We start from the raw sequence: 18602 nt of genomic DNA, 5'->3' as shown, positions 1-18602 counted from the left end.
ATCCAATGTGGGAGCGAGCTTGCTCGCGATGAGGCCAGATCAAACAGTGCAAATCTGAAGGGTTAACGCCCACCACCAAGGTCAACGAATGTCCCGGTCGCATAGGAAGCCTTGTCAGACAGCAACCACACAATCGCCTCAGCCACTTCTTCCGGACGCCCGCCCCGAGCCATCGGAATCGCCGACTCCAGCTTGCTGACCCGATCCGGGTCGCCGCTCAACGCATGGAAATCGGTATAGATGTAGCCGGGGCGCACGGCGTTGACGCGGATGCCTTCGCCAGCCACTTCTTTGGAAAGGCCGATGGTGAAGGTATCCAGCGCACCTTTGGAGGCGGCGTAATCGACGTATTCACTTGGCGCGCCCAGGCGTGAGGCCACCGAGGACACGTTAACGATGCTGCCACCCTGCCCGCCATGCTTGGGCGACATGCGCAGGATCGCGTGTTTGGCGCAGAGGATCGGCGCCAGGACGTTGGTTCTGAGGATTTTGAGAATGCGGAATTCAGACATTTCATCGATCCGGGACTTATGCCCGACCGTGCCGGCGTTGTTCACCAGTGCCGTGACCCGGCCCAACTCCGTATCCACGCGGTGGAACAGCGCGATCACTTCATCTTCGATGCTGACGTCAGCCCGCACTGCGATGGCTTGGGCGCCGAGGGCGCGGACTTGTTCCAGCACAGTTTGCGCAGCGGATTCGTCGGCCAGGTAGTTGATGCAGATCCGATAGCCTTGTTCGGCGGCCAACAGGGCTGTGGCGGCGCCGATACCGCGGCTGCCGCCAGTGATGACGATGACTTTGTCCATGTGAGCGTTCCCCCTTTCCAAGCGTTAGCAGTCGGGGGCAAGAATAACCGTCATCGCTGGCTTTTGCATGGGCTCACATCAATCACATTGTTCTCAACTCACCGCCAATTGCTCTGCACGCAGAATATCGACCATGAAGCGTTCGGCCGGCAGCGGGTGCCCGAGCAGATAGCCCTGAAGCGAATCACAACCGAGTTGCGTCAGGAAGTCTTGCTGCGAGTCGGTCTCCACCCCTTCGGCGACGATCCGCAACCCTAGCGCCTGGCCGAGGGCAACGATGGCGGAAACGATGGCGGCGTCATCGCTATCACGCTCCAGATCGCGGACAAAACCCCGGTCGATCTTCAGTTCGTTAGCCGGCAGGCGCTTGAGGTACATCAAACTCGAGTAACCGGTGCCAAAGTCGTCGATCGACAGGTCGACACCCATTGTCGACAGCTCCTGAAGCACCGTCATGCTCGCATCGGCATCGCTCATGGCGGTGGTTTCAGTGATCTCGAGGGTCAGGCTGTTGGCCGGCAAATGGTGAGTGGCCAAGGCTTTGGCGACGCTCTGGACCAGGCCCGCGTGGCAGAACTGCAAGGCAGAAAGGTTCACCGCGATGCGCCAGTCGGTGTACCCGAGCACGTACCACTCGCGCATCTGACGGCAGGCTTCGTTGAGCACCCATTCGCCAATCGGAATGATCAGCCCGGTTTTTTCCGCCAGTTCGATGAACTTGTCCGGCAGCAGCATGCCCTGGGTCGGATGCACCCAGCGCAGCAACGCCTCGGCACCGACCGGCCGGCCATTGTTGGCATCGAACTTGGGTTGGTAATAGAGACTGAATTGCTGCTGATCAATGGCGATACGCAAGTCCTGCAATAACTGCAGCTGTTTGCGCGCGTTGCTGTTCATCGAGGCATCGAAGAAGCTGTGGCCGTTTTTCCCGGCGCCCTTGGCGTGATACATCGCCGCGTCGGCGTTCATCAGCAATTCCTCGGCGGTTTCACCGTTGCCCGGGTATATAGCGATGCCGACGCTGGCGGAAATCTGCAAGTCATGTTCGCCGACCCGGAACGAACGCCCGATCAACCCGACCTGACGGGCCGCCAGGTTCAATGCGTCATCCTGCTCGACGAGTTGCACCAGCAATACGAATTCATCACCGCCGATCCGCGCCAGGGTGTCATGGCTGCGCAAATCCTCACGCAAGCGCAAGCCGACCTCACGCAACAACAGATCGCCCATATGGTGCCCAAAGGCATCGTTGACCGGTTTGAAACCGTCCAGATCGATGAACATCAACGCGAAACAACCGCCCTGTTCCTGCACCATGGACATTGCCTGATCGATGCGGTCAGCCAGCAACACGCGATTCGGCAGGCCGGTCAGGGTGTCATGCAGAGCCAGTTGAGTCAGTTCGCGGTTGGCCTCGGTCAATGAATGGGCAAGGCCTGCGGTGCGGGCCTCAAGGCGCGCATCGAGGATCGAGGTCAACAAGGCAAGGCTCAACACTGCCAAGGTGGTGATCAGCACCAGATTGTCCAGACCCTTGCCGTTCAAGCCGCTGACGGCCGCGCCACAGAAGCTGCCATCCGGGAAACGCGCCGCCGCCATGCCGGTGTAGTGCATGCCGACGATCGCGAACCCCATGATCACCGCCGCACCGCCACGGATCAGGCCGACATAAGGTGTGTGCTGGCGCAGGCGGAAAGCAATCCACAACGCGGCGCCCGAGGCGACTACGGCGATCAGCAGCGAGGCGCCGAACAGCGTCGGATCGTAATCGATACCCGGCTGCATGCGCATGGCGGCCATGCCGGTGTAGTGCATCGCGCTGATCCCGGAACCCATGACCAGCGCGCCGAATGCCAATTGCCAGGCTGGCAATTGTGGCTGGCTGACCAGCCACAGGGCAAAGCCGCAGGAGAGGATGGCAATCAGCAGAGACAGCAACGTGATGCCGACGTCGTAACCGAGGTCGATGGGCAATTTGAACGCGAGCATGCCGATGAAATGCATCGACCACACGCCAACCCCCATGGCAAAGGCGCCGCCCGCCGTCCATAAATGCACGGCCCGGCCCTTGGCCGTGGAGATGCGTTCGGTCAGGTCGAGCGCAGTGTAGGAGGCAAGAATCGCCACAAAAAGCGAGATGATAACCAGCGTGGGGGAATAGCTACCGATAAGCATGAGACTTCTCGCGACAGCCCTCCGGTCTCGGGGGGCAAATCCGGCGATTGTACTGATTGCGCAAAAGAACGCACTGACAAAATAATCAAATGGCCATCAAGACGATGAAACGTTTGTTTGATCGTGCGCAAAGGTTCTAAAACACCACGCATACCTGTGGGACTGCGGGGACTACAGGCCTACAGGGTTTTGGGCGGGCGGGGTTATTTGTTTTCGCTTACTTGCAACGCCCCATCCCAGCCACCACCCAATGCCGCGATCAACTGCACGCTGGCAATCAATCGGCTCTGCAACAAGTTCAGTACGCTGCGTTCATTGTTCAACGCTGTGGCCTGAACGACCACCACGCCCAGATAAGCGATCACACCGGCCTTGTACTGGTTCTGGGTCAGGCGCAAGGACTCTCGAGCCGCATCCAGCGCTTCCTGGCGCACGCCCGCTTCGTCTTCCAGGACCTTGAGTTGCACCAGGTAGTTTTCCACCTCACGGAAGCCATCGAGCACGGTCTGGCGGTACTTGGCCACGGTTTCGTCGTAGGCCGCTTCGCTGCGGTCGACTTCTGCGGAGCGCTGACCGCCGTCGAACAAGGTCATGGCCAATTGCGGTCCGACCGACCAGAAGCGGTTCGGCACGCTGATCCAGTTGGAAGTGGTGCTGCTGCTGTAACCACCGTTCAGACTCAGCGTCAGGTCCGGGTAGTAGGCCGCCTTGGCCACACCGATGTTGGCATTGGCGGCCATTACCGAGCGTTCGGCGGAGGCGATGTCCGGCCGGCGCTCGAGCAATTGCGAAGGCAGGCTCAGCGGTATCTCGGGCAACGCAGGAATGTCTTTGGTTTCAGCCAGACTGAACTCGGCCGGTGGTAACCCGATCAGCACGGCAATGGCATTCTCGAATTGGGCGCGCTGCCAGATCAAATCAACCATGTCCGCCTGGGTGCTTTTGAGCTGAGTCTGGGCCTGCGCCACCGCATCCTTGCCGGAGACACCGGCGCGATACTGGTTTTCAGTCATTGTCAGCGAGCGCTGATAGGCCTCGACTGTCGCTTCCAGCAGGCGTTTCTGCTCGTCGATCACGCGCAGTTGCAGATAGTTCTGTACCAGTTCCGACTGCTGACTCAAGCGCATCGCCGCCAGATCGGCATAACTCGCCTCTGCGTTGGCCGTGTCGGCTTCAAGGCCTCGGCGCAGTTTTCCCCAGACGTCAGCCTCCCAACTGACTCCGGCCTGCGCGGTGTAAGTGTCGCGAATCCCGCTGGAAGAGCTGGTCAGGCTCGAACTGCTGCTGCCGGTGCCCTGGCTGGAGCGGTTTTTCCCGACGGTCAGGTCCACGGTCGGGAAAAACGCGCCACGGGCACTGCGCACCAAGGCCTGAGCCTGTCGGTACTGGGCTTCGGACTGCGCGACCGTCTGGTTGGCACTGTTGAGTTGTTCAACCAGGCCATTGAGCTGCTGATCGCCATACAACTCCCACCAGGCGCCACGGGCCAGGGAATCGCTGGGATTGGCCTGACGCCAGCCTGCTGCTTCCTTGTATTGCGCCGGCGCAGCCGCTTGCGGGCGCTGGTAATCCGGGCCGATGGCGCAGGCGCTGAGCATCGCCACGCACAGCGCCAGGCTCAACAAACGCGAGCCTCGGGCCGTTACCAGCGGTGCAGCCAGAGTGATAAGCGAACGGTCAGTCATAGCGGAGTTTCCAGAGCAGCATCGGTACGCACCCCACGCCAGTGGTTGAAACGATGGCGCAGTTTGTCGAGATAGAGGTAAACCACCGGGGTGGTGTAAAGGGTCAGCACCTGGCTGAAGATCAGCCCGCCGATGATGGTCAGGCCCAGCGGCTGACGCATTTCCGCACCTTCGGCGCGGCTCAGCAGCAACGGCAACGCGCCGAGGATCGCTGCCAGGGTGGTCATCAGAATCGGCCGCAGACGTTGCAGGCAGGCGCTGCGAATCGACTCCAGCGGCGCCATGCCTTGATGCCGTTCCAGCTGCAAGGCCAGGTCGATCATCAGAATGGCGTTCTTCTTCACCACGCCGATCAGCAGGAACAGCCCGAGCAACGAGATCAGGCTGAACTCACCGCCCAGCGCATAGATCGACAGCAACGCGCCGACCCCGGCCGACGGCAAGGTCGAAAGAATGGTCAGCGGATGAATGTAGCTTTCATACAGCACACCGAGCACCAGATACACCGCCACCAGCGCGCCGAGAATCATCCACGGCTGGCTCTTCTGGGTCGCGGCAAAGGCATCGGCGGTACCGGCCATTTTCACGATCACGTCTTCCGGCATACCCAGTTTGGCGATGGCGCGCTCGATGGCCGCCGTGCCCTGCTCCACCGTCACGCCTTCGGCCATGTCGAAGGAGATGCTCTCGGAGGCGAACTGGCCTTCATGGCTGACGCGGTCGTCTTCCAGGCTGTTTTCGTAATGCGCGATGGTCGAGAGCGGAATCCGCGCACCGTCAGCGGTGATCACCTGAACCTGTTTGAGGGTGATCGGGTCCTGGGCATATTTCGGATTGACCTCCATCACCACCTGATACTGGTTAAGGCTGTCGTAAATCGTCGAAATTTGCCGTTGGCTGTAGGCGTTGTTCAGCACCGCGGTGACCATGTCCATGTCGACACCCAGGCGTTTGGCCTGATCACGATCGACGATCAGGGTCACCTGCTGGGCGCCACGGCCTTCACGGGCATCAATCGCCGTCAGCTCCGGCAAAGCCTTGAGTGCGGTAACGACTTTCGGGTACCACTCGCGCAACTCGCCAAGGTCGGCGCTTTGCAGGATGTAGGAATACTGCGACGTGGTCTGTTCACGACCGCCACCAAACTGCAGGTCCTGATCGGCCATCAGCATCAGCTGCGCACCGGCGACCTTGGGCATTTCCTTGCGCAGGCGTTCGATGACCTTTTGCGCAGAAATGTTGCGTTCCTTGATCGGCTTCAGCCGCACCAGCATGAAGGCATTGTTGGTGCCGTTGGTCCCGCCGATGAAGCCGGCGACGCTTTGCACCGCCTCATCCTTGAGCACGGCACGGCGGAAGGTTTCCATTTTCGGCTGCATCACACTGAATGACAGTCCGTCGTCGCCGCGCACGAAACCGATCAGTTGGCCGGTGTCCTGTTGAGGCATAAATGTTTTAGGAACAACGACATACAGCGCAATGTTAACGCCAACTGTCACGATCAGACTAAGCAAGGTCAGTCGCCGGTGACGCAGCACCCAGTCGAGGCTCGTTGCGTATTTGCCGACCATCCACTCGTTGGCGCGCTGACTCCAGCGCTGCAAACGGTTTTCCTCACCCGGCGTATGCGGCTTGAGCCAGCGGGCGCAGAGCATCGGCGTCAGCGTCAGCGAGACCACCAGCGACACCACGATGGACGCCGCCAACGTGATGGAAAACTCGCGAAACAGGCTTTCGACGATCCCACCCATGAACAGGATCGACAGGAACACCGCCACCAGCGAGACGTTCATCGACAGCAAGGTGAAGCCGACTTCCTGCGCCCCGAGGTACGCGGCCTTCATCGGCGGTACGCCTTTGTCGATGTGCCGGGAAATGTTCTCCAGCACCACAATGGCGTCGTCCACCACCAGTCCGGTGGCCAGAATCAGCGCCATCAGCGACAGGTTGTTCAGGGAAAATCCGTAGAGGTACATCACCGCAAAGGTGCCGACCAGTGACACGGGCACCGCGAGGGTCGGAATCAACGAGGCGCGGAAGTTACCGAGGAACAGGAACACCACCAGAATCACCAGCGCAACGGCAATCAGCAGGGTCATTTCCGCTTCGTGCAAGGTCGCCTTGATCACCGGCGACCGGTCCATCGCCACATTCAGCTTCACGCTGGCCGGCAACACGGCCTGCAACGCCGGCAGTTGAGCCTTGATTTCGTTGACCGTCTCGATGATGTTGGCGCCGGCCTGGCGGTTGATCACCAGCAGTACCGCCGCGTCGTTGTTGAAGAAACCGCTGTTGTAGCGGTCTTCGACGCCGTCGCTGACCTTGGCCACGTCCTTCAGGCGCAGGGCCGCGCCGTCCGCGTAGTGAATGATCAGCGACTCGTAATCCTTGGCTTTCTCGAGTTGATCGTTGGCCTGAACCTGCCACGCCCGTTGGCCATCTTCGACCGACCCTTTTGGCCGGCGCACGTTGGCGTTGGCGATGGTGTTGCGCACATCGTCCAGCGCCACGCCGTATTGGTTGAGCGCCTGCGGTTCGAGTTCGATGCGCACCGCCGGCAAGGAACTGCCGCCGATCTGCACTTCGCCGACACCCTGCACCTGAGACACGCTCTGGGACAGGATCGTCGAGGCCAAATCGTAGAGCTGGCCCTTTTCCAGCACGTCGGAGGTCAGCGACAACACCATGACCGGTGCCTGGGACGGGTTGACCTTCTTGTAGGTCGGCATGCTGCGCATCCCGCTCGGCAGCAGATTGCGCGAAGCGTTGATCGCCGCCTGCACTTCCCGCGCCGCGCCGTTGATGTCGCGGTCCAGGTCGAACTGCAAAATCACCCGGGTCGAGCCCTGGCTGGAGCGGCTGCTCATGGTGTTGACCCCGGCGATAGCGCCGAAGGAGCGTTCCAGCGGCGTGGCCACCGTTGAGGCCATGACCTCAGGGCTTGCACCGGCCAGACTCGCCTGGACCACGATCACCGGGAAATCCATCTGCGGTAACGGCGCCACCGGTAACAGGCCGAAGCTCACACCGCCCAGCAGCATAATCGCCAGGCTCAGCAACATCGTCGCGACCGGGCGCTTGATGAACGGTCCGGACAGGTTCATGGCTGTTCTACCGCTTCCACGGCTTCAGGCTTGCGACCCCAGCGCCGACCGAGGCGGTCGAAGTACAGGTAGATGACCGGAGTGGTAAACAACGTCAGCACCTGACTCACCAACAAGCCACCCACCATCACCAGACCCAACGGTTGACGCAGTTCCGCGCCAGAACCGGTCGCCAGCATCAGCGGCACCGCACCGAACAACGCGGCCAGTGTGGTCATCAGAATCGGCCGGAAACGCAGCAGCGCCGCCTGATAGATCGCCGTTTCCGGGTCCATGCCCTGATTGCGCTCAGCGTCGAGGGCGAAGTCGATCATCATGATCGCGTTCTTTTTCACGATGCCGATCAACAAAATGATGCCGATGATCGCGATCATGCCCAGGTCATTGCCGCTCAACAGCAACGCCAGCAAGGCGCCGACCGCCGCCGAGGGCAAGGTCGAGAGAATGGTGATCGGGTGGATGTAGCTCTCGTACAGCACGCCGAGCACGATGTACATGGTCACCACGGCCGCCAGAATCAGCAGCAAGGTGCTCGACAGCGATGCCTGGAACGCTTCGGCCGCGCCCTGGAACTGGGTCTGTACGCCAATCGGCATGCCGATGTCTTTCTGCACCTGGTCGATGATCTCCACCGCATGCCCCAGCGCCACGCCGGGTGCGAGGTTGAAGGACATCATCACCGCCGGGAACTGACCGATATGAGTGATCGCCAGTTGTGCCTGACGCTCCTCCATGTGCGCCAGACTGGACAGGCGCACTTGCCCGCCATCGGTGGTTTTCACGTGGATCTGGTTCAGCGCCTCCGGGCCGATTCTCTCGCCCGACTGCGATTGCAGCACCACGCGGTATTGGCTGGCCTGGGTATAAATGGTGGAAATCTGCCGCTGACCGAAGGCGTCGTACAGCGCATCGGTGATGTTCGACACCGACACACCGACCCGCGACGCCGCATCGCGGTCAATCACCAGATAGACCTGCAAACCCTTGTCCTGCAAATCGCTGGCGACGTCGGTCAGCTCCGGCCGTTGGGCCAGTGCGTCGACCAGACGCCCGCTCCACAGACTCAGCAACTCCGAGTCCGGCGACGACATGCTGAACTGGTATTGAGTGCGGCTGACGCGGTCTTCGATGGTCAGGTCCTGCACCGGTTGCATGAACAAGCGAATGCCGGTGAGCTTGTCCAGTTCCGGTTGCAGACGTGCGATCACCTCGGTGGCGCTCAGGTCGCGATTGCTGTGGGATTTGAGGTTGATCAGCAGACGACCGCTATTGAGCGTCGAGTTGTCACCGTCGATGCCAATATAGGACGACAGGCTTTCCACCGCCGGGTCCGCCAGGATCACCTTGGCCAATTCCTGCTGACGTTCACTCATGGCCGCAAAGGAAATCGACTGCGGCGCCTCGGAAATGCCCTGGATCACCCCGGTGTCCTGCACCGGGAAAAAGCCCTTGGGCACCACCATGTAAAGGAACACGGTCAACGCCAGCGTGCCGATGGCCACCATCAGGGTCAGCGGTTGATGCTTGAGAACCCACTTTAACTTGCGCCCGTAAGCCGCGATCATCCAATCAATTGTGGCGCCGCTGGCCCGGTAGAAACGGCCCTGTTCTTCTTCCTTCGGCTCACGCTTGAGCAAGCGCGCGCACATCATCGGTGTCAGGGTCAGGGAGACGACAAGGGAAATCAGGATCGCCACCGCCAGGGTGATGGCAAATTCGCGGAACAACCGCCCTACCACGTCGGCCATGAACAGTAACGGAATCAGTACGGCGATCAGCGACAGGGTCAGGGAGATCAGCGTGAAGCCGATCTGCTTGGCGCCCTTGAGCGCCGCATTCAGGGGGCTGTCGCCCTCTTCGATAAATCGGGAAATGTTCTCCAGCATGACGATCGCATCGTCCACCACGAAACCGGTGGCGATGGTCAGTGCCATCAGGGTCAGGTTATTGACCGAGAAACCCGCGAGGTACATCACGCCGAAAGTGCCGATCAGCGACAGCGGTACGGCCACCGACGGAATGATCGTTGCGCTGGCCCGACGCAGGAACAGGAAGGTCACCATCACGACCAGCGCAATGGCGATCAACAATTCGTGCTGCACGTCGGTGACCGAGGCGCGGATGGTCTGGGTGCGGTCGGTCAGCACGGTGACTTCGAGGCCGGCCGGCAGGTTGTCGGTGATGCTCGGCAGCAGGGCTTTGATCCGGTCAACCACTTCGATGACGTTGGCGCCAGGCTGACGCTGGATATTCAGCAGCACCGCCTGATTTTCGTTGGCCCACGCCGCCAGACGTTCGTTTTCCGCACCATCGACGATCTCCGCCACATCCTTGAGCCGCAACGGCGCGCCGTTGGCGTAGGCGAGGATCAGGTTGGCGTAGTCCTTGGGCGAGGTCAGTTGATCGTTTGCATCGAGCATCGACACCCGGGTCGGGCCGTCGAAGTTGCCCTTGGGCTGGTTGACGTTGGACGCGCCGATCAAGGTGCGTACGTCAGACAGGTTCAAGCCATTGGCCGCCAGCGCCTCGGGGTTGACCTTGATCCGTACAGCCTGACGCTGGCCACCGGCAATGCTGACCATGCCGACGCCGCTGATCTGGGCAATTTTCTGCGCCATGCGCGTGTCGACCAAATCATTGAGCTTGGGCAGCAGCATGGTCTTGGAGGTGATGGCCAGCGTCAGCACCGGGGTGTCAGCCGGGTTGACCTTGTTGTACACCGGCGGCGCCGGCAGGTCCTTGGGCAGCAAATTGGTCGCGGCGTTGATCGCCGCCTGCACCTGCTGCTCGGCGACGTCCATGTTGATGTCGAGGCTGAAACGCAGGGTCAGCACCGAAGCGCCGCCGGAACTGGTCGAAGCCATCTGGGTCAGGCCGGGCATCTGCCCGAATTGACGCTCAAGGGGCGCGGTCACGGCGCTGGTCATGACATCGGGGCTAGCGCCGGGATACAGCGTCATGACGCGGATGGTCGGGTAATCGACCTGAGGTAATGCCGACACCGGCAACAGCCGATAGGCGATCACGCCGGCCAGGATAATGGCCAGCATGCTCAGGGTCGTGGCGACCGGGCGAAGGATGAACAGCCGCGAGATGTTCATGCGCCGCCCTTTTTCGCCTTGTCGGTGGTCGTCGCGTCAGGTGCCGTGGCGGCCGATTTGCCTTGCAGGTGCCCGGTCGGGGTGGTCGGTACATCCTTGGTGTCGTTGACCACTTCCACTTCGCTGCCTTCCTTCAAGCGGTCGGTGCCTTCAAGGACCACGCGATCCCCTGGGGCCAGGCCTTCGGTAATCACGGTGTTTTCACCGTCACTGGCGCCGACTTTCAACTGACGAATCGCGACTTTCTTGTCGCCGTCCAGGGCGTAGACAAACGTACCGTTGGTGCCGAACTGAATCGCTGCCGAAGGTGCGAGCACCACGTCTTTGAGGGTGTCGGCCAGCAGGTGGACGTTGACGAACTGATTCGGGAACAGCGCCTGATCGCGGTTCTCGTAGCGGGCCTTGAATTTCAGGGTACCGGTGGTGACGTCGATCTGGTTGTCCAGGCTCTGCAAGACGCCGGTGGCCTGCAACTTGGTGTCGCCACGGTCCCAGGCTTCGGCGGGCAGTTTGGCGCCGGTGCGATAACGGGCCAGCACGGTCTCCAGGCTGTTTTCCGGCAAGGTGAAGGCAACGCTGATCGGTTGGGTCTGGGTGATGATCACCAGCGCGGTGGTGTCGTTGGCTGCCACCAGGTTGCCGACATCCAGCTGACGCAAGCCCACACGCCCGGCAATCGGGGCGCGGATCTTGGTGAATTCCAGATTGAGCTTGGCGTCGTTGACCGCCGCCTGATTGGTTTTGACCGTGCCCTGATACTGGCCCACCAGCGCTTCGGCGGTGTCCAGGGTCTGCTTGGCGATACTGTCTTCACGATACAGGCCGCGATAGCGTTCCACATCGACCTGGGCGTTTTTCAGTTGTGCCTGGTTCTGCAGCAACGTGCCTTCGGCCTGAAGCAAGGCGTTCTGGTAAGGACGCGGGTCGATTTCAGCCAGCAGATCGCCCGCCTTGACCATCTGCCCTTCCTCGAAGGAGATCTTCATCAGCTCACCGCCGACGCGGCTGCGCACATTGATGGTGTTCAGCGCCGTCACGGTGCCCAGCGCCTTGTAGTACAGCGGGAAGTCGCCCTTGACCGCTGGCGCGACACGCACTGGAACAGGACCGGTCGCCCCGCCAAAACCCGGACGCATCCCCCCCGACCTGCCGGTATGGCCGGCAACGGCTTTTTGCCCTGCGCCCTCTTTTTGGGCAGTGCCGGCGGGCCAGAATTTCCAGCACAGGCCAGCAATGACCAACAGGACAAGCAGGCCGAACAGCCAGCGACGGGGACTACGGGAAACGGAGGATTGCATGGAATGATCAACCATTGGGCGCGTGGGCTTCTTCTACAGGAGGCTGAACGATAAGCACTGGCGGGCATTAAGCAAAGCGGCTTTACCGGCAATTTACCTTCGGCTTACGTAACAGGATGTTTGGCCAAGACACTGAATCACAAATGAAAACGGCCTGGACAGGGCCAGGCCGTTAACAATTGTAAAAGTAGGCTTATTTCAGAACGGCAAGAGCTGCTTCGTAGTTCGGTTCTTCAGCGATTTCCTTGACCAGTTCGCTGTGCAGAACGTTGTCGTTTTCGTCCAGAACCACGACGGCACGGGCGGTCAGGCCTTTGAGCGGGCCGTCAGCGATAGCAACACCGTAGTTCTCGATGAATTCAGCACCGCGCAGGGTCGACAGGTTTTGTACGTTTTCCAGACCTTCGGCGCCGCAGAAGCGAGCTTGAGCGAACGGCAGGTCAGCGGAGATGCACAGCACGACAGTGTTGGCGACATCACTGGCCTGGGCGTTGAACTTGCGAACCGAAGTGGCGCAGGTCGGAGTATCGACGCTTGGGAAGATGTTCAGCACTTTGCGCTTGCCGGCGAAGCTCGCCAGGGTCACGTCGGACAGATTGCCGGCAACCAGGGAAAAGGCTGGCGCCTTGGAACCGGCTTGTGGCAGTTGGCCGTTGACTTGAACCGGGGAGCCTTTAAGAGTGACTTGAGCCATGAACGGAGTCCTTCTGAACGTTGTTGTAGAGAATTTTGAAGAGGCCGAAGTTAACCACGAAATGGCCCGACGACCTATGCCCAGATACAAATTGTGAAGTGTCGCCCCCTAAATTGGATACAACTCTAACAAGCGACACAAAAACCTGTGGGAGCGAGCTTGCTCGCGATAGCGGTGTGCCAGTCGACATCCATTTTGAATGTTATTCCGCTATCGCGAGCAAGCTCGCTCCCACAGGGTCGGTGTACAGCGTACTGCCCTCGCCGGCGGCAACCCGGTGTTCATGACGAAAGGCAGTCAGTGCTGTCGATTCAGGCGATGGCCATTCGACTAGCCTGTGAGTCACTCACATCCAGCGGAGATAAGACCATGCGATTCATGATCATTGTGAAAGCCAGCCAGGATTCCGAGGCCGGTGTGCTGCCCAGCAAAGAACTGATGACCGCGATGGGCAACTACAACGAGGAGCTGGTCAAAGCCGGCATCCTCATCGAGTGCGATGGCCTGCAGCCCAGCAGTAAAGGCGCCCGCGTGCGCTTTTCGGGTGACCAGCGCACGGTGATCGACGGCCCGTTCGCCGAAACCAAGGAGCTGATCGCCGGCTACTGGATATGGCAGGTGAAGTCGAAACAGGAGGCGATCGAGTGGGTCAAGCGCTGCCCCAACCCGATGCCAGGCACCGACGCCGAGATCGAGATTCGCCAGGTGTTCGAGGCTGAAGATTTCGGGGCTGAGTTCACACCGGAACTGCGGGAGCAGGAAGAGCGGCTGCGCGCGCAGGTGAAGAAGCACTGAATAGTCCGATCATTGTGGCGAAGGGGATTGTCCTCTCGCCACATCTAGCAGTCCGTCGATCTCAACCCCCTGTTTCGTATTAACTTTTTAGTACACAGAAATTCACGCAACCGTCTCCAAAAAACCAAAGACCACCCTCCTTCGACTGGCGAACCCCGCGTTAGCTGCTAGCTTCAACAGACGTGTCCTACAGGCTTGATAGGAAAGAGTTTTACGCAGTAACGGCCGAGAAGTGCCGAGTCGTCCAATGAGCCACGAAGGAACGGGGGATTCATGTCGAACAATGCGGGAGCACACGCCTTTCTATTGGCGGCATCAATGGCGTCTGCCTTTTATGCCCACGCGGATAACGCTGAGACGGCCAACAAAAGTAACAACCCGCTGAACCTGGCGCCCGGCGCCAATCTTCAGGATTACTACACGCCCAAGCTTTACGACACCAATGCCCATACCAACGACCTCCTGATGCGCGGCACTTTGCCCATTGCACCCGGCGACGTTATTGGTGTGCCGCAATTGCTGCGCGCCACCGTGCCAATCAGTACTCGCCCCGATCCAAATGGGGGCTACAGCACCGGTGAAGGTGATCTGAATATTTTCGACATCTTCTTGCTCAAGACCGACGGGGTGCAGTTGGGCATCGGTCCGCAGATCACCGCCCCCACCGCCGATCAGGACGAACTGGGCACCGGCAAATGGCAGGCCGGCCTGGCGGCCATTGCGATTGATTCATCGCCACGCGGCCTGCTCGGCGCATTGGTGCAGTACCAGAGTTCGTTCGCCGGCGACCATGATCGCGCCCACGTCGAAACCGCGACGATGCAGCCCTTCATCATTCATAACCTGGCCAAAGGTTGGTATTTACGTTCGACCGGCACCTGGACGTTCGACCTGAAAAACGACACCCACTACATCCCACTCGGTTTGGGTGGCGGCAAAGTGTGGAAATCCGGTTCCAATATTCTCAATGCCTTCGTCGAGCCTCAGTGGACCGTGGAACGCAAAGGCGATGGCCTGCCGCAGTTCACGCTGTTCGCCGGGATCAATGTCACGTTTGGCAAATAAGGACTTTCGTATGCACGGTGCAATTCGCGCAGCCGGTTTCAGCCTGATGACGATGTTCGTCAGTTGTGGCGTCGGTGCCCTGGACCTCGATACGCGGATCGGCAAGATCGCGATGGAAGGCGAACTGCCGGCCCATGAATCCATTGCCAAACTCTACGCCGAACTGGATTTCCAACAGGCGACCCAGAGTTATCTGTGGGCGTTGCCGCTGGTGTCCTACGCGCAATGGCAGGAAGAATTTCGCGACAAACTCGGCGCCCACAGCGGCGATCTGATGGTGCTCAACAGTTACGAAGACAAACTGGGCGTGATCACCGCCAACGCCACCACGCCGTACATCCTCGGTTTCGTCGACCTGAATGAAACCGGTCCGCTGGTGATCGAACTGCCGCCCGGCCCGACGGCTGGCGGTGTGGGTGATTTCTGGCAGCGTGCAATCATCGACATGGGCCAGACCGGCCCGGACAAAGGCAAGGGCAAGGGCGGCAAGTATCTGGTGCTGCCACCGGGTGCCGAGCCACCGGCCGACGCCGGCAAGTATTACCTCGCCAAGTCGGAAACGATGAACGTGCTGGTGGGTTTTCGAGTCCTCGATCCGGACCCGGCCAAGGGCAAGGCACTGGTCGAACAATTCAAGATGTACCCGTACGCCAAACGCGCCGAACCGGGCAAGACCCGGCTGCTCTCCCCCGGCGGCAAAGCCTGGTCCGGCACCCAGCCACGTGGCCTGGCGTATTGGCAACGCTTGCACCAGATCATCCAGAAAGAACCGGTCAACGAACGTGACCGTTTCTACATGGCCATGCTGGCCAGCCTGGGCATCGAAAAAGACAAACCTTTCAACCCCAACGACAACCAACGCAAGGCGCTGGAACAAGGTGCGCAAGTCGGCGAGCTGATTGCCAAGGCCAACACCTTCGCCAAGCGTTTTCCAGGCGCCCAGTACTGGAAAGACCGGCAATGGGACACCGTGCTGAACATCGCCGAGCCGTCGCAGCGCGTCGCCTATTACGACCAGTTGTGGGAACGCAGTGCCTGGTTCTACGAAGCGGTGACCAACACCAAGGGCATGGTTTCCAAGACACCGGGCCTTGGCCAGACCTACCTCGGCGCCTACACCGACGCCAAGGGCAACTGGCTCAACGGTGGCAAAAGTTATCGCCTGCACGTCGGCGCCAACCCGCCGGCCAAGCAGTTCTGGTCGATGACCGTCTACGACATTGACAGCCGCTGCCTGATCGACAACCCGCAGCGCAAGGCCGATCTGTCGTCCCGTCAGGATCTGAAAAAGAACGCCGACGGCTCGGTGGACCTGTATTTCGGCCCGACCGCGCCCAAAGATTTTGAGAACAACTGGGTGCAAACCGTGCCGGGCAAACACTGGTTCAGCTATTTCCGCCTGTACGCGCCCACCGAAGCCTATTTCGACAAAAGCTGGAAACTCGACGACATCACGGCCGTGGAATGACGCCCAAGCGTTTTATAAGGAAGTTCTATGAATAACCGCCTGTTGCTCACCGCGCTCTCGCTCACCCTGAGCACCAGCGCCTGGGCCGACTTCACCGCCACCCCGGAAGAAGCCCGGGGCATTGCCAAGGAAGCCTACTTGTACGGCTTCCCGGTGGTAGAGATGTACAAGACCCTCTACACCCAGGCCGTGGACAAGAAGAGCCCGAACTTCAAGGCGCCGTTCAACCAGATAGGCAACACCGCCAAGGCGTTCACCGCCAAAGACACCGCCTTCGTCACCCCGAACGCCGACACGCCCTACTCCTTCATCTGGATGGACCTGCGCGCCGAACCGGTGGTGCTGACCTTGCCGGCCATCGACGAGCACCGTTACTACTCGGTGCAGCTGATCGACGCCTACACGCAGAACTTTGCGTACCTGGGCACGCGTAGCACGGGCAACAACGGCGGGCATTTCATGATTGCCGGGCCGAACTGGCAAGGTCAGCAACCGGTGGAAATCGATCGGCTGCTGCGCAGTGAAACCAACATCGCCTACGCGTTGTATCGCACGCAGTTGTTCGATGAAAAGGACTTGGGCAAGGTCGAGGAGATCCAGAAGGGTTACAAGGTCGAGACGCTCAGCCACTACGTCAAACAAAAAGCCCCGCCCGCCGCGCCGAAGATCGACTGGCCGAAACCCACGCCGACCATGAGCGATACGCCCGACCTGTTCCGCTACCTGAACTTCATGCTGTCGTTCGCCCCGGCCCAGGATGCGGAAAAGGACTTGCTCGCACGCTTTGCGAAAATCGGCATTGAAGCCGGCAAGCCTTTCAAACTGAACGCACTCACGCCTGAACAGCGCAAGGCGCTTGAGGACGGTATCAGCGATGCCAAAACCGAGTTTGCCCAATTCAAAAAAGACAAGGTCGACACCCACCAGATCACCAGCGGTGACTTCTTCGGCACTCGCGATCACCTGAACGGCAACTACCTGTACCGCTACGCCGGCGCCAACATGGGGATCTTTGGCAACTCCGCCGAAGAGGCGAACTACATCGGCTATTTCGTCGACAAGGACGGCCAGCCGGTCGACGCCTCGAAACAGGATTACAGCCTGCATTTCGACAAGGGCGCCCTACCCCCGGCCGATGCGTTTTGGTCGCTGACGATGTATGACGGCAAGAACCAATTGCTGGTGGCCAACCCGTTGAATCGTTACCTGATCAACTCGCGGATGTTGCCGGATCTCAAGCTCGACGCCGACGGTGGGCTGACCCTTTACGTGCAGCACAAGGCACCGGCCAAAGACTTGCAAAGCAATTGGCTGCCGGCGCCGAACGGTCCGTTCTACGGCGTGTTGCGCTTGTACCTGCCGAAGCCGGAAGTCACCAGTGGCCAATGGAAAATGCCGCTGCTGACCCCCGTCAATCAAACAAAACAATAAACGGAGTCCGTCATGGTCAGGCCTTATGTTGTGCGTCCTTTACTGGCCCTGTGCGTGCTCGGTGCAAGCCCATTGACCCTCGCGACCGAGGGCGGAGTCGGCCGGCCGATCACCGGGCAACAGGTATTTTCCAATGCCGGGATCGTGCCGCCGGAACCCGGCTGGGTCATGTCGCTGACCAGCATCTGGTACGACGGTGACCTCAAGGGCAGCAAGGGTGTGCCGATTGTCGGTGAGATCGGCGTGGATCTGGACATGAAAGTCTCCTACACCATGGCCAACTTCACCCATATCTGGGACACCGGCAAGGGTCGCTGGAACTACGCCTCGGCCATCGGCGTGCCGGTGCAGTACACCGACGTCAACATCAGCATTACCGGCCCGCGCGGCCGGACACTGGGCAGCGAAGACACCGGCACACAGTTCGCCGACATGCTGATCACGCCGATCGCCGCCGGCTACCACTTCGATGAGGTCAACCACCTCTCGCTTTCCCTGCCCATCTACGTGCCGACCGGCGCCTATAACGACGATCGCCTGGCCAACGCCGGGCAGAACACTTACACCTTTATGCCCACCGTGGCCTTCACCCATCTGGACGGCAAGGGTGGCGAGTTCACCCTGTCGAGCGGCCTGGAGTTCTACACCGAGAACGACGCCACGGATTATCGAAACGGCAACATTTTCACCCTCGATGCGCTGTGGACTCACGGTTTCGGCAATGGCTGGAGCGCCGGCGTTGTCGGCGGTTACGTGCAGCAGGTCACCGATGACAAGGGTCAGACCGCCGATGCACTCAACGGCTTTCGCGGCCGCTCGGTGGGTGCCGGTCCGGTGGTGGGCTGGGCCGGTAAATTTGCCGATGCCCAGGCCAGCGTCAGCGCGCGTTGGGTACCGGAGTTCGACACCAAGGACCGTCCTGAAGGTAACGGCTTCAGCATCAACCTGACGTTGGCGTTTTTCTAGGAGTGACCAGG

Annotated in this window: 12 protein-coding genes; 5 read left to right on the top strand and 7 right to left on the bottom strand. The window is 60.2% G+C overall.

Annotated features, from left to right (window positions below; all coding sequences use genetic code 11):
• Positions 1 to 62 precede the first annotated feature (62 nt).
• From ACA079_RS14710 to tpx, 7 genes are all read right to left on the bottom strand, one after another.
• Positions 63 to 809, bottom strand: a complete 747-nt coding sequence (locus ACA079_RS14710) for an SDR family oxidoreductase (RefSeq protein WP_283184374.1) — start codon at positions 807 to 809, stop codon at positions 63 to 65.
• Positions 810 to 902: 93 nt separating this feature from the next.
• Positions 903 to 2984, bottom strand: a complete 2082-nt coding sequence (locus ACA079_RS14705) for a putative bifunctional diguanylate cyclase/phosphodiesterase (RefSeq protein ID WP_497704083.1) — start codon at positions 2982 to 2984, stop codon at positions 903 to 905.
• Between the two features lie 203 nt (positions 2985 to 3187).
• Positions 3188 to 4669, bottom strand: coding sequence for an efflux transporter outer membrane subunit (locus ACA079_RS14700; RefSeq protein ID WP_497704082.1), 1482 nt, complete (start codon positions 4667 to 4669; stop codon positions 3188 to 3190).
• Positions 4666 to 7773: an efflux RND transporter permease subunit gene (locus ACA079_RS14695; protein ID WP_497704081.1), complete on the bottom strand. Its 3108-nt coding sequence runs from the start codon at positions 7771 to 7773 to the stop codon at positions 4666 to 4668. Before ACA079_RS14695 ends, ACA079_RS14700 begins: the two co-directional genes overlap by 4 nt.
• The gene (locus ACA079_RS14690; RefSeq protein ID WP_497704080.1) at positions 7770 to 10874 is read right to left on the bottom strand and encodes an MdtB/MuxB family multidrug efflux RND transporter permease subunit; all 3105 of its coding nucleotides are present in this window, start codon (positions 10872 to 10874) and stop codon (positions 7770 to 7772) included. The genes ACA079_RS14695 and ACA079_RS14690 overlap by 4 nt, the downstream gene beginning before the upstream one ends.
• Positions 10871 to 12187 carry an MdtA/MuxA family multidrug efflux RND transporter periplasmic adaptor subunit gene (locus ACA079_RS14685; protein ID WP_497704079.1) on the bottom strand — a complete coding sequence of 439 codons (1317 nt, stop codon included), beginning with the start codon at positions 12185 to 12187 and terminating at the stop codon, positions 10871 to 10873. The genes ACA079_RS14690 and ACA079_RS14685 overlap by 4 nt, the downstream gene beginning before the upstream one ends.
• 178 nt (positions 12188 to 12365) lie before the next feature.
• Positions 12366 to 12866 (bottom strand): thiol peroxidase, encoded by a 501-nt coding sequence (gene tpx / locus ACA079_RS14680; RefSeq protein ID WP_008150862.1) that lies wholly within the window; start codon positions 12864 to 12866, stop codon positions 12366 to 12368.
• Positions 12867 to 13235: 369 nt separating this feature from the next.
• Between tpx and ACA079_RS14675 the strand changes: the two genes are divergently transcribed.
• From ACA079_RS14675 to ACA079_RS14655, 5 genes are all read left to right on the top strand, one after another.
• Entirely contained in the window at positions 13236 to 13661 is a 426-nt protein-coding gene (locus tag ACA079_RS14675) for a YciI family protein (RefSeq protein ID WP_497704078.1), read from the top strand.
• Between the two features lie 273 nt (positions 13662 to 13934).
• Positions 13935 to 14726 carry a hypothetical protein gene (locus ACA079_RS14670; protein ID WP_497704077.1) on the top strand — a complete coding sequence of 264 codons (792 nt, stop codon included), beginning with the start codon at positions 13935 to 13937 and terminating at the stop codon, positions 14724 to 14726.
• A gap of 10 nt (positions 14727 to 14736) precedes the next feature.
• Positions 14737 to 16194: a DUF1254 domain-containing protein gene (locus ACA079_RS14665; RefSeq protein ID WP_497704076.1), complete on the top strand. Its 1458-nt coding sequence runs from the start codon at positions 14737 to 14739 to the stop codon at positions 16192 to 16194.
• Between the two features lie 27 nt (positions 16195 to 16221).
• Entirely contained in the window at positions 16222 to 17625 is a 1404-nt protein-coding gene (locus tag ACA079_RS14660; RefSeq protein ID WP_497704075.1) for a DUF1254 domain-containing protein, read from the top strand.
• Positions 17626 to 17637: 12 nt separating this feature from the next.
• Positions 17638 to 18591, top strand: coding sequence for a SphA family protein (locus ACA079_RS14655; protein ID WP_497704074.1), 954 nt, complete (start codon positions 17638 to 17640; stop codon positions 18589 to 18591).
• Positions 18592 to 18602 lie beyond the last annotated feature (11 nt).

The organism is Pseudomonas sp. LBUM1645 (assembly GCF_059716185.1).
The sequence above is the reverse complement of the archived record's forward strand: the minus strand, read 5'-3'. Positions and strand labels throughout refer to the sequence as shown.

Coding starts and splice junctions, on each gene's coding strand:
- ACA079_RS14710 (WP_283184374.1), bottom strand. CDS start 809: ATGGACAAAGTCATCGTCATCACTGGCGGCAGCCGCGGTATCGGCGCC.
- ACA079_RS14705 (WP_497704083.1), bottom strand. CDS start 2,984: ATGCTTATCGGTAGCTATTCCCCCACGCTGGTTATCATCTCGCTTTTT.
- ACA079_RS14700 (WP_497704082.1), bottom strand. CDS start 4,669: ATGACTGACCGTTCGCTTATCACTCTGGCTGCACCGCTGGTAACGGCC.
- ACA079_RS14695 (WP_497704081.1), bottom strand. CDS start 7,773: ATGAACCTGTCCGGACCGTTCATCAAGCGCCCGGTCGCGACGATGTTG.
- ACA079_RS14690 (WP_497704080.1), bottom strand. CDS start 10,874: ATGAACATCTCGCGGCTGTTCATCCTTCGCCCGGTCGCCACGACCCTG.
- ACA079_RS14685 (WP_497704079.1), bottom strand. CDS start 12,187: ATGGTTGATCATTCCATGCAATCCTCCGTTTCCCGTAGTCCCCGTCGC.
- tpx (WP_008150862.1), bottom strand. CDS start 12,866: ATGGCTCAAGTCACTCTTAAAGGCTCCCCGGTTCAAGTCAACGGCCAA.
- ACA079_RS14675 (WP_497704078.1), top strand. CDS start 13,236: ATGCGATTCATGATCATTGTGAAAGCCAGCCAGGATTCCGAGGCCGGT.
- ACA079_RS14670 (WP_497704077.1), top strand. CDS start 13,935: ATGTCGAACAATGCGGGAGCACACGCCTTTCTATTGGCGGCATCAATG.
- ACA079_RS14665 (WP_497704076.1), top strand. CDS start 14,737: ATGCACGGTGCAATTCGCGCAGCCGGTTTCAGCCTGATGACGATGTTC.
- ACA079_RS14660 (WP_497704075.1), top strand. CDS start 16,222: ATGAATAACCGCCTGTTGCTCACCGCGCTCTCGCTCACCCTGAGCACC.
- ACA079_RS14655 (WP_497704074.1), top strand. CDS start 17,638: ATGGTCAGGCCTTATGTTGTGCGTCCTTTACTGGCCCTGTGCGTGCTC.